This window comes from Halorhodospira abdelmalekii, assembly GCF_016583625.1.
In the GTDB taxonomy this organism is placed as follows: Bacteria; Pseudomonadota; Gammaproteobacteria; order Nitrococcales; family Halorhodospiraceae; genus Halorhodospira; species Halorhodospira abdelmalekii.
The window spans coordinates 88,870-101,709 of sequence record NZ_NRRN01000003.1 but is presented as its reverse complement, the minus strand read 5'-3'; the positions used below and the strand labels follow the sequence as shown (position 1 = coordinate 101,709).

4 protein-coding genes are annotated in these 12,840 nt (G+C 64.9%); 2 read left to right on the top strand and 2 right to left on the bottom strand.

Annotation, left to right across the window (positions count from 1 at the left end; genetic code table 11):
- Window positions 1-99 precede the first annotated feature (99 nt).
- The gene (locus tag CKO15_RS01470) at window positions 100-1,563 is read right to left on the bottom strand and encodes a glutamate synthase subunit beta (RefSeq protein ID WP_200191775.1); all 1,464 of its coding nucleotides are present in this window, start codon (window positions 1,561-1,563) and stop codon (window positions 100-102) included.
- Complete coding sequence (gene gltB / locus CKO15_RS01465) at window positions 1,556-6,229, bottom strand: glutamate synthase large subunit (protein WP_200191773.1); 4,674 nt, start codon at window positions 6,227-6,229, stop codon at window positions 1,556-1,558. The genes CKO15_RS01470 and gltB overlap by 8 nt, the downstream gene beginning before the upstream one ends.
- A gap of 377 nt (window positions 6,230-6,606) precedes the next feature.
- Here gltB and CKO15_RS01460 point away from each other — a divergent pair, with 377 nt between their 5' ends.
- Together CKO15_RS01460 and CKO15_RS01455 are read left to right on the top strand one after the other, a co-directional pair.
- Window positions 6,607-7,503: an RnfABCDGE type electron transport complex subunit B gene (locus CKO15_RS01460; protein WP_242464471.1), complete on the top strand. Its 897-nt coding sequence runs from the start codon at window positions 6,607-6,609 to the stop codon at window positions 7,501-7,503.
- Between the two features lie 259 nt (window positions 7,504-7,762).
- Entirely contained in the window at window positions 7,763-12,772 is a 5,010-nt protein-coding gene (locus CKO15_RS01455; protein WP_200191770.1) for a 2-oxoacid:acceptor oxidoreductase family protein, read from the top strand.
- The last annotated feature ends 68 nt before the right edge of the window (window positions 12,773-12,840 follow it).

Here is a 12,840-nt window from a genome sequence, read left to right as displayed (position 1 = left end):
TCCGCGGGCGGGCGAGAGCGGGGGAGGGCGGGTGAAGCGACGCCGAAGCCCGCTCTCTCCCGCCCCCCATAACCACAAAACGCCACAAAACGCAGCGGCTTAACGCGGCAAGTCGGAGCGTCCCTGCAGCCACAGATCGACGGCGCGGGCGCACTGTCGTCCCTCGCGAATCGCCCAGACCACCAGCGACTGGCCGCGGCGCATGTCGCCGGCGGCGAAGAGCCCGTCGATGCTTGTCCGGTAGGCCGCCTCGCCTTCGGTGGTGCCGGCGACGTTGCCGCGCCCATCGAAGGTCAATCCGTCGCCTTCCAGCTCCGCCAGCATCCCCTCGCGCACCGGGTGGACAAAACCCATCGCCAGCAGCACCAGATCGGCCGGCATCTCGGCCTCGGAGCCGGGCACCTCGCTCATCTGCCACGACCCATCGCTCTCTTGATGCCACTCGACTTGGGCATAGCGGATGGCTCGCACATGGCCGGCCTCATCGCCGATAAAGGCCTTCGTTAGGAAGTTCCAGCGCCGCTCACACCCCTCTTCGTGCGAGGTCGAGGTCGCGAGGCGGTGCGGCCAGTGCGGCCAGGTCAGCTCCTTATTCTCCCGCTCCGGCGGCTTGTTGAGGATCTCCACCTGCTTGATCGAGCGGGCGCCATGCCGGTTCGAGGTGCCGACGCAGTCGGAGCCGGTGTCGCCGCCACCGATGACGACGACGTGCTTATCGCGGGCGCTGATAAAGGCCTCATCCGGCACATAGACCCCCTGGACCCGCTTGCTGTTAGCGGTCAAGAAGTCCATGGCGTAGTGGACCCCGGTCAGCTCGCGGCCCGGCACCGGCAGATCGCGTGGCTGCTCGCTGCCGCCGGCCAAGACCACCGCATCGAAGCCCTCGCGCAGGCGCGCGATCGGCAGATCGACACCGACGTGGGTCTGGGTGTGGAACTGCACCCCCTCGGTGCGCATCTGTGCAACCCGACGGTCGATGTGGCGCTTATCGAGCTTAAAGTCGGGGATGCCGTAGCGCAGCAGCCCGCCGATGGCGTCGGCCTTTTCAAAGACTTCGACGTTGTGGCCAACCCGGGCGAGCTGCTGGGCGCAAGCCAGCCCGGCCGGTCCCGAGCCGACGATCGCCACCCGCTTGCCGGTGCGCCGCCGCGCCACTTGCGGGCGGATCAGGCCGGCTTGCCAGGCACGATCGACGATGCTGCACTCAATGGCCTTGATCGAGACCGGGGTCTCTTCGAGATTGAGGGTGCAGGCGGCCTCACACGGCGCCGGACAGACCCGACCGGTAAACTCCGGGAAGTTGTTGGTCGAGTGCAATACCTGAATCGCTGTTGCCCAATCGCCGCGATAGACCAGATCGTTCCAGTCTGGGATCAGGTTATCGACCGGGCAGCCGTAGTGGCAGTAAGGGATGCCGCAGTCCATGCAGCGGGCGCCCTGGTCACTGACCTGCTCGGCGGTGAGCGGGATCATGAACTCGCCGTAGTGGTAGATGCGCTCTTTGGCCGGCTGACAGCCGTGCACGCGGCGCGAGATCTCCAAAAAACCGGTCTCTTTACCCATGGGCGACGCTCCCCTCCAGGGCTTGATGGAACTTCGGCGGCCGACTCGGCGCCGGTGGCTGCGCCTGCTGCGCCTCAATCTCGTTGAGCGCACGGCGGAAATCGAGCGGCATGACCTTGATAAAGCGCGGCAGGTAGGTCTCCCAGTCGGCGAGGATCGCCTGCGCCCGCTGCGAGCCGGTCGCCGCGGCGTGTCGCTCAACCAAAGTGCGCAACCGCTTGACGTCGTGGCGGCGCGGATCTTCGTAGATGTCGATCGGCGTACCCCGTTCGGCCTCCTCAAGACTCTCTAAGTAGGCATCCTCAAGGCTCAGTGGGACCAGCTCGACCATCGCCTGATTGCAGCGTTCAGCGAAGGTGCCGGCCTCATCGAGCACGTAGGCGATGCCGCCCGACATGCCGGCGGCGAAGTTGCGTCCGGTGGAGCCGAGACAGACCATGACACCGCCGGTCATGTACTCGCAGCCGTGATCCCCGACCCCTTCGACGACAGCGGTTGCCCCGGAGTTGCGAACGCAGAAGCGCTCACCGGCGACCCCGTTGAAGAAACACTCCCCGGCGATGGCGCCGTAGAGGACCGTGTTGCCGACGATGATGTTGGCCTCAGCCTTGGAGACCTGGGTGATCTTGGCGTGCGCCGGCGGGTAGATGATCAAGCGCCCACCGGAGAGCCCCTTGCCGACGTAGTCGTTGGCATCACCGGCGAGTTCGATGGTGACCCCGCGGGCGAGCCACGCCCCGAACGACTGCCCGCCGGTGCCGTGGGCGCGGATGTAGATCGTATCGTCGGGCAGCCCGGCGTGGCCGTAGCGCTCGGCGACCCGCCCGGAGAGCATGGTGCCGACCGTGCGGTGGTAGTTAAAGACCGGGGTCTCGATGCGCACCGCCTCGCCGCGCTCCAGTGCCGGCTCGGCCTGAGCGATGAGCTGGTGATCGAGCGCCTGATCGAGACCGTGGTCTTGCGTCTCGCAGTTGTACGTGGCCACCCCGGGGGCCGCCTCCGGCTTCGCCAGGATCTGCGAGAAGTCGAGACCGCGCGCCTTCCAGTGCTCGATGGCTGGGCGCAGTTCGAGGCGATCCGACTGGCCGATCATCTCGTTCATGGTGCGGAAGCCGAGCTCGGCCATGATTTGCCGGACCTCTTCAGCGACGAAGAAGAAGTAGTTGACCAGATGCTCGGGCTGACCGCGGAAGCGCCGCCGCAGCTCCGGGTCTTGGGTCGCGACCCCGACCGGGCAGGTGTTGAGGTGGCACTTACGCATCATGATGCAGCCTTCGACGATCAGCGGTGCGGTCGCAAAGCCGAACTCATCGGCCCCGAGCAGCGCCCCGATGACGACATCGCGCCCGGTGCGCAGACCGCCGTCGACCTGCAGCGAGACGCGTCCACGCAGCCGGTTGAGCACCAGCGTTTGGTGGGTCTCGGCTAAGCCGATCTCCCAGGCACTGCCGGCGTGCTTGATCGAGGTCAGCGGGCTCGCCCCGGTGCCGCCGTCGTAGCCGGCAATGGTGATCTGATCGGCGTGCGCCTTAGAGACGCCGGCGGCGACCGTGCCGACCCCGACCTCGGAGACCAGTTTGACCGAGATCCGTGCCCGCGGCTGGACGTTCTTAAGATCGTGGATCAGCTGTGCCAGATCCTCGATCGAGTAGATGTCGTGGTGCGGCGGCGGCGAGATCAGGCCAACGCCCGGGGTCGAGTGACGCACCTTGGCAATATTGCGATCGACCTTATGGCCCGGTAGCTGACCGCCTTCGCCCGGTTTTGCCCCCTGGGCGATCTTGATCTGGATGTCGTCGGAGTTGACCAGATACTCGGTCGTGACCCCGAAACGGCCCGAGGCGACCTGCTTGATCGACGAGCGCTCCGGGTTCATGGTGCCGTCGGGCAGCGCGGCGAAGCGCTCGGCCTCCTCGCCGCCTTCGCCGGTGTTCGACTTGCCGCCGAGGGTGTTCATGGCGCGGGCGAGGGCCGAGTGGGCCTCGTAGGAGATCGCGCCGAAGGAGATCGCCCCGGTGGCGAAGCGCTTGACGATCTCGCTCGCCGGCTCGACCTCCGCAAGCGGGATCGGGCCGCCGGCGGCCGGCTTAAAGTCCATCAGCCCACGCAGGGTCAGCAGCCGTTCGCTTTGATCGTTGATCAGCTGGGTAAACTCGGCGTAGGTCTTAGCATCGTTGGCGCGCGTGGCGTGCTGGAGCTTCGCGATCGCCTCCGGCGTCCAGACGTGATCCTCGCCGCGCAGCCGGTAGGCGTAGTCGCCGCCGACATCAAGGTGATGACGGTAGATCTCGGCGTTGCCGTAGGCGATCTGGTGCCAGCGCACCGCCTCTTCGGCGACCTCAGCGAGGCCAACCCCCTCGATACGGGTCGGCGTGCCGGCGAAGTAGCGCTCGATAAAGGCGCTGTTCAGACCGACGGCATCGAAGATCTGTGCCCCGCAGTACGACTCAAGCGTCGAGATGCCCATCTTCGACATGACCTTGAGCAGCCCCTTGCCGATCGCCTTGATGTAGCGCTGCTGCGCCTCGGCGAAGTGCAGCGACTCGGGCAGCCCCGGCAGCAGCGACTCGATGGTGTCGAAGGCCAAGTAGGGGTTGATCGCCTCGGCGCCGTAGCCCGATAGGGTGGCGAAGTGGTGGACCTCGAGCGCAGCACCGGTCTCGACGACCAGCCCGGAGCTGGTGCGCAGGCCGCGGCGGATCAGGTGGTGGTGGACCGCCGAGGTGGCGAGCAGCATCGGGATCGGGATGTGGTCGAGGTTGGTGTTGCGATCAGAGAGGATCAGGATGTTGTAGCCATCCAGAACGGCGTTCTCCGCCTCCTGGCACAGCTGCTCCAGTGCCGCCTCCATCCCCGCAGAGCCGGCGCTGGCTGGATAGCTGACATCGAGGGTGCGGGTGCGGAAGGCGCCAGCCGAGCTGTACTCGATGTGGCGGATGCGCTCTAAGTCCTCGTTGGTCAGAACCGGTTGCGGCGTCTCCAAGCGCCAGTTCTGACCGGCCTCATCGAAGCCGAGCAAGTTGGGGCGCGGGCCGATCATGCAGACCAGCGACATCACCAGCTCCTCGCGGATCGGGTCGATCGGCGGGTTGGTGACCTGAGCGAAGTTCTGCTTGAAGTAGCTCGACAGGTGCTTGGGCCGGTTCGAGAGCACCGAGAGCGGGTTATCAGCGCCCATCGAGCCGATCGCCTCGGCACCGCTGATGACCATCGGCTGGAGCAGGAATTTGAGATCTTCCTGGGTGTAGCCGAAGGCCTGCTGCTGATTGAGCAGCGTGCTCTCATCGGGGGCCATCGGCCCGACGCTGGTCGGCAGCTCCTCAAGACGAATCTGGGTGCGGCGCAACCAGTCGGTGTAGGGATGGGCCTCGGCGAGCTGCTTTTTGATCTCCTGATCGCTGATGATGCGCCCCTCTTCGAGGTCGATCAGCAGCATCAGCCCCGGCTGCAGGCGCCACTTCTGAACGATCTTCTCCTCGGGGATGTCGAGCACGCCCATCTCCGAGCCGAGAATGACCAGATCGTCGTCGGTGACCAGATAGCGCGCCGGGCGCAGGCCGTTGCGGTCAAGCGTGGCGCCGATTTGCCGGCCGTCGGTAAAGGCGATCGCCGCCGGGCCGTCCCACGGCTCCATCAGTGCCTCGTGGTACTCGTAGAAAGCGCGCCGCTTCTCATCCATAAGGGTGTTGCCCGACCACGCCTCGGGGATCAGGATCATCATGGCGTGGGCCAACGAGTAGCCGCCCATGACCAGCAGCTCTAAGGCGTTATCGAAGCAGGCCGAGTCGGACTGCCCCTCAGGGATCAGCGGCCAGATGGTGTCGAGATCGTCGCCGAGCACCTTCGAGCGCATGGTGTGGCGCCGTGCCGCCATCCAGTTGACGTTGCCGCGCAAGGTGTTGATCTCGCCGTTGTGGCAGATCATGCGAAACGGCTGTGCTAGATCCCAGGTCGGGAAGGTGTTGGTCGAGAAGCGCTGGTGGACCAAGGCCAGCGCGCTGACAAAGCGCTCATCGTGCAGGTCGCGGTAGTAGCTGCCGACCTGCCCAGCGAGCAGCATCCCCTTATAGGTGATGGTGCGCGACGACATCGAGGTGACGTAGTAGTCGCCGACGGCGTAGCCGGCCGCGTGGATGGCGTTGTCCATGCGCTTGCGGATGACGAAGAGCTTGCGCTCAAAGCTCTCCTGATCGGGACAGTTGCTGCCGCGGCCGATAAAGAGCTGCTGAATGACCGGCTCGGTCGGGCGGACCGTTTCGCCGAGATCGGCGTTATCGACTGGTACTTCACGCCAGCCCAGGACCTGTTGCCCGCCCTCAGTAATGTGCTGCTCGACGCGGGCGCGCAGTTCGCTGCGCTGCTTCGCATCGGCGCTGAGAAAGAGCATGGCTACGCCGTAGTCGCCCGGTTGCGGCAGGGTGAAATCGACCACATCGCGGAAGAAGGCGTCGGGGATCTGTACAAGGAGGCCGGCACCGTCGCCGGCCTTCGGATCGGCGCCGACGGCCCCGCGGTGGTGCAGGCGCTCAAGGATCTCCAACCCTTGCGCGACGATGTGATGGCTCTTCTCGTTGCGGATATGGCAGACGAAGCCGATGCCGCAGGCGTCGTGCTCGTAGGCAGGATCGTACAGGCCCTGCTTGGGCGGTAAGGCGTGGAAGCTCATGTTGGACCTCTTGTGCGCTAGCTCCGGTCAATCGGTATCGCGCCGAGTAACACGCTGAAGCATGGGTGTACCGATTTTCGGCGGGTTTGGGAGGATACTGGCAAACGGAGTGTGGCGCCACTCCTCGATTGTGGCTCGCCCCCTTAAGGTTCGCGAATCGGGGTCTTTGGGGTTGCGGCAAGTTGTCGCGGCCGCCGTTGACGGGTAATATTAGCACCTAAAAGGTGCGCGTTCTGCCTCGGTAACGCTTGACCCGCAGCCGGCTGCAGGGTAGCTTGCCCCGGCTTATTGTTCACTGCACAATAAACCGAGTTGACCCCGGTTCAAACCGTGGATCCACGGATGCACGACTAACTAAACGGTAGATCGCACGACCCATGTCTTCGGCTCTGATCGTACAAATCGCCTTAGCGGGCGGCGTTATGGCCGCCCTCGGCGTCTTGCTGGCGGGCATTCTAGCGGTGGCCAATCGGCGTCTGTACGTCTTCGAAGATCCGCGCATCGACGAACTCGAGGATCTGTTGCCGCGCGCGAACTGCGGGGCGTGCGGGTTGGCCGGCTGCCGCCCCTTCGCCGAGGCGCTGGTCAAAGGCGAGACGGAGCCGGCGCGCTGCACGGCGAATTCGGCCGAGCTCAATCAAGAGATCGCCGATCGGCTCGGTGTCGCCCTCGGCAATCAGGAGCGGCAGATTGCCCGCTTGGCGTGTGCTGGAGGCACCCACGTGGCAGCGACGCGAGCGCGCTACGAAGGGCTGAAGTCGTGCCGCGCCGCGGCCTTGGTCGCCGGCGGTGGCAAGGGGTGCACCTGGGGCTGTCTGGGTTTGGGTGATTGCGCGGTGGTCTGCCGTTTCGATGCCATTCGCCTGAATCGCTACGGCCTGCCGATGATCGACCCGCAGCGCTGCACCGCCTGCAATGATTGTGTCGAGATCTGTCCGAAAGATTTGCTGAGCCTGCAGCCGGAGAGTCATCGGTTGTGGGTCAATTGCCGTAACCAAGATCCGCAGGATGAGGCCATGGCCCAGTGTGAAGTGGTCTGTACTGGCTGTGGTCGTTGTGCTGCCGATGCCCCAGAAGGGCTCATCCGTATCGAGCGTAACCTCGCAATCATCGATTACGAGAAAAACGCTTTGGCCTCACCCGTCGCCATCGAGCGTTGCCCAACCGGCGCCATCGTCTGGCTAGAGGGTCAAAAGCCTCGCAAAGGGGCTGGGGCGCGCAAAATTACGCGCAAGGAGCCATTGCCGCGCATGGAGCCTTTGCCCCGAGTGTAGAGGGGCGGGCGTGCGTCAGGCAGGGGTAAGGCAGGAGAGCACCGCCGGTCGCTGATCTAGCGTGGCCTGGCGGTGGTTCGAGGGCAGAAGTGCGGCGCCATCGGCAGCGTCGCGCCTGCTCTTTCCCCCCCCTGAGCCCTGACCGCCGTCTAGGCCCTCTAAGGCCCAATTGAAGGCCGAATTGTGGTCCTGGGTTTTTGCTTTCAACGCATTCAAGCTACAAGAACGGTCCTCGCGGCCGGTAGGAGAGGGAGGCGACATGCTCTTTAAACGCAAAATCTCACCCGAGATGATCAAGTATCAGGGGCTGCGCGGTGCCATGGACGGCAATTCCGCAGTCATTCAGTGTGAGCGGGAGGCCTCGGATGCCGCCGGCGCCTATCCGATCACGCCCTCGACCGATATGGGCGAGCGGTGGGCCGAAGAGGTCTCGAAGGGGCATATTAATATCTCCGGACGGGCCCTGAAGTTTATCGAGCCGGAGTCGGAGCACGCCGCGGCGGCGGTGACCGCCGGGTTGGCGATGACCGGCATGCGCGCGATCAACTTCTCATCGGCGCAGGGCGTCGCCTTTATGCACGAGTCGCTCTATGCGGCGGCCGGCAAGCGTCTGCCCTATATCCTCAACATGGGGTGCCGGGCGCTGACTAAGGGAGCGTTGAACGTCCACGCCGGCCACGACGACTACCACTGCGTCGACGACACCGGCTTCTTCCAGGTCTTTGCCAAGAACGCCCAGGAGGTCGCCGACCTCAATATCATCGCCCATAAGGTCGCCGAGTTGGGGCTGACCCCCGGTATCGTCGCCCAGGACGGCTTTTTAACGACCCACCTGATCGACTCGCTGCGCATCCCGGAGCGTGAGCTGATCGCTGAGTTCCTCGGCCGGCCTGAAGATTGGATCGAGTGCCCGACCCCAGCGCAGCGGCTGCTCTACGGTGAGAAGCGGCGGCGGATTCCGGCGATCTGGGATGTCGATAATCCGATGCTCTCCGGCTCGGTGCAGAACCAAGACGCCTATATGCAGCAGGTCGCCGGACAGCGTCCCTACTTCTACGACCATATCGCCGAGCTCACCGATCAGTGCATGGAGGAGTACTTCCTGCTCACTGGGCGGCCCTATGCCCGGGTCTCGGGCTATCGCACCGATGGTGCCGAGTACCTGATCCTGGGGCAGGGCAGCATGGTGGCGAGCGCTGAGGCGGTGGCCGACTACCTGTGGGAGACGCGCGGGATCGCCGTTGGCGTGGTCAACCTGACGATGTTCCGCCCCTTCCCGGGGGCCGAGCTCGCTAAGCTGCTCAAGGGACGGCGCGGTGTGGCCATCCTAGAGCGGGTCGATCAGCCGCTGGCCGAAGATCTGCCGCTCGCCCGCGAGGCCCGCGCGGCGCTGACGAAGTGTCTGGAGAATCGCATCGCCGGCAAGGGGCAGCCCTATCCCGACTACCCCTCCTTCAGTGGCGGCGAGCTGCCGCGCATCTACTCCGGCGCTTATGGGCTCGGGTCGCGCGATCTGCAGCCGGAAGCGCTGATCGCCGCCATTGAGAATATGCTTCCCGAGGGGGCGCAGCGTCCCTTCTTCTACCTCTCGGTCGACTTCGTTCGCAGCACCCCGGCGACCCCGAAGGAGGAGTTGCGTCAGCAGGAGCTGCTGGAGGCCTACCCGAGGATCGAGCAGCTGGCACTGCGCGGTTCGGAGAACCCGAGTCTGCTGCCGGAGGGGGCGATCACGGCCCGTCTGCACTCAGTCGGTGGCTGGGGCGCGGTGACCACCGGCAAGAACCTGGCCATGACCCTCTTCGACCTGCTCGACTACCACATCAAGGCCAACCCGAAGTACGGCTCGGAGAAGAAGGGCCAGCCGACGACTTACTATCTGGCCGCCGCTCCGGAGCCGATCCGGATCAGCTGCGAGCTCAAAGAGGTCGAGGTCGTCCTCTCGCCCGATCCGAACGTCTTCGACCACTCGAACCCGCTGGCCGGCTTGGCCAAGGGTGGGACCTTCGTGATTCAGTCGAATCTCGACTCACCGGAAGCGGTCTGGAAAACCTTCCCGGAGGCAGCACAGCGCTACATCGTCGAGAACGAGATCCGCGTCTTCTATCTTGATGCCTTCCAGATTGCGCGCGATGAGGCCTCGGATGCCGATCTGCAGTTCCGCATGCAGGGGATCGCTTTCCAGGGGGCTTTCTTTGCCGCTTCGCCGCTTATGGCGCGCCGTGGACTGACACGTGATTCACTATTCGGCGCCATCGAGCAGCAGCTGCAGGAGAAGTTCGGCAGCAAGGGCGCGCGCGTCGTCGAGGACAACTTGCGCGTGGTGCGGCGCGGCTTTGAAGAGCTGCATGAGATCACCGAGAAGCCAGTCGGTAAGAGCGCCGCGTTGGTGCCGAGTGCGGAGGCGAATGCGCTGCCGGAGCTGCCGGTGATGGTCAAGCGCCTGCCGACCGGCACGGATGCCCGCTCCGATATCCACCGCTTCTGGGAGCGCACCGGCAGCTTCTACGTCGCCGGTCAGGGCAGCGATAACCTCGTCGACCCCTTCATGGCGCAGTCGCTGATCCCGGCCTCGACCGGACTCTATCGCGACATGACGCAGGTGCGCTTCGAGTACCCGGCCTGGGAGCCGAGCAAGTGTACCGCCTGTGGCGACTGCTACGCGGTCTGTCCCGATACGGCGCTACCGGGCTTGGTCAATACCATCGGCGAGGTGCTCGATACCGCCGTGCGCCGCATTGAGACCGGCGGCCGACCGACGCGCCATCTGCGCCGGGCGGTGCGCGATCTGGAGAAGCGGCTGCGAGCGGCGCTCGTGGAGGCCGGCGATGGTGCCGATGTGCGCGCCGAGCTCGCTTGGGCGATCGATGGCCTGCTCAGTGAAAGCACCCTGCAAGAGGGGGATAAGCGGCGTTTGGCCGAGGAACTCGGGTGGTTGCGCAATAGTCTCGATGAGTTCCAGTTCGCTGCGACTAAGCCCTTCTTCACGGCGCAAGAGAAGCGTTCTCCGGGCAGCGGCGGGCTCTTCTCGCTGACGGTCAACCCCTACACCTGTAAGGGGTGTATGGAGTGTGTGAAGATCTGCGAGGAGGATGCGCTCTCGGCGGTGACCCAGACGCCGGAAGACGTCGCGCGGATGCGCCGCAACTGGGAGATCTGGCTCGATCTGCCGAGCACGCGGCGCGACTACATCCGCATCGACGACCTCGATCAAGGGATCGGTGCGCTGGAGACGCTGCTGCTCGATAAGAGCGCCTATCAGTCGCTGAACTCTGGCGATGGGGCGTGTATCGGCTGCGGTGAGAAGACGACCGTGCATCTCTTTACAGCGACGGTCACGGCGCTGATGCAGCCGCGCGTCAAGGCCGAAGTGGAGAAGCTCGATAACCTGATCAACCGCTTAGAGCAGCATATCCGGCTGCAGCTGGCCGCCGGCATGGATCTGTCCGATTTCGGGGCGGTGAATGAGGTGGTCGACGCCCACGCCGACAAGGATCTGACCCTCTCGCGCCTCTCCGATGCACTCGGTGGCAGTGGTCATCCGCAGACGGTCGATCCCGACTGGCTGCGTTGGGTCAGCGGCCTGCTCGCTAAGCTGAAGGATCTGCGCTGGCGCTACACCGAGGGACCGACCGGGCGCGGCCGCTGCGATATGGGGGTGATCAACGCCACCGGCTGTACCTCGGTCTGGGGCAGCACCTACCCCTACAACCCCTATCCGGTGCCGTGGACCAGCCACCTCTTCCAGGACAGCCCGTCGATGGCCATCGGCATCTTCGAGGGCCACATGCAGAAGATGGCTGACGGCTTTAAGGCGATCCGGATGGCCGAGCTGGAGTTGGCCGGCAAGTACGATCCGATCGAGCACGACGAGTTCTTCGCCCAGTTTAACTGGGAGAAGTTCAGCGATGCGGAGTTCGCCCTCTGCCCGCCGGTGGTCAGCCTTGGTGGTGATGGGGCGATGTACGACATCGGCTTCCAGAATCTCTCACGGGCGCTGATCTCGGGGATGCCGATCAAGGTGCTGGTGCTCGATACGCAGGTCTACTCCAATACCGGCGGTCAGGCCTGTACCTCCGGCTTTATCAGCCAGGTCTCGGACATGGCGCCGTACGGTAAGGCGTGGAAGGGTAAAGAGGAGATCCGTAAGGAGATCAGCCTGATCGGGCTGGCCCACCGCTCAAGCTACGTCGCCCAGGGGAGCATCAGCAATGTGACGCACCTGCTTGAGAGCTTTATCGAAGGGCTCAACTCACGCCGTCCGGCGCTCTTTAACGTCTACGCCGCCTGTCCGCCGGAGCACGGCATCGGTGACGATGTCGCCTTCCTGCAGTCGCGGTTGGCGGTCGACTCACGGGCCTATCCGCTCTTCCGCTACAACCCCGATCGCGGCACGACCTTCCGCGAGTGTAGCGATCTTGAGGGCAATCCGGCGATCGAGCAGGAGTGGGCGACCTATACGCTGCGCTACGTCGATGAGCAGGGGGCCGAGCAGAGCATGGAGCTGCCGATGACCTTTGCCGACTTCGCGCTGACGGAGGGCCGTTTCCGCAAGCACTTTAAGCCGGTGGCGCCGGAGCAGTGGGACGATGAGGCGATGATCCCGCTGACCGAGCTGCTGGAAATGCCCGAGGACGATCGTGAGGGGCTCTTCCCTTACCTATGGGCGGTCGATGGTGAGAACCGCCTCAAGCGGGTGATCGTCTCCGAGGAGCTGGTGCGCTCGACCGAGGAGCGGCGCGACTTCTGGTTGCAGCTGAAAGGGCTGCTGGGCCTCGATCGGGAAGGCCCGAGCCCGGAGGAGGTCGCTGCCCGGACTCGGCAGGAGATGGCACAGCGGATCAGTGCCGCTCTGGTGGCCCTCGGCTCGGGTGAAGGTGCTGGAGCCGGGGAGCTGGCGGCAAGTCTGCAGGGGGCTGCAGCGGCCCCGGCGGCGGCCGGCGGCAGCGCCGGTGAGGCCGCTGATGGCAGCGGTGGCACGGCGGCAGCGGCGGCGAATGCCACTGCGGGGCTCGATTGGCCCTACGAGCCGGTCTGGGTCGAGAGCAACGAGTGCACCGCCTGTGACGACTGCATCGATGTCGCTCCTGGCGTCTTCGCCTACGACGACAACAAGCAGGTCATCGTCAAGGATGCGAAGGGGGCGCCGTTTAAGGACATCGTCAAGGCGGCCGAGAAGTGCGCCTCGCTGGCGGTCCACCCCGGAACGCCCTTCGATCCGAACGAGCCGGGTCTCGATAAGCTCATGAAGCGAGCTGAAAAGCTTAATTGAGCAGAGTGAGACGAGCAGGCTAGAGGCAGTTGGTGAGTCCGCCGGTGTGCGCGGCGACCGTAGGGCTA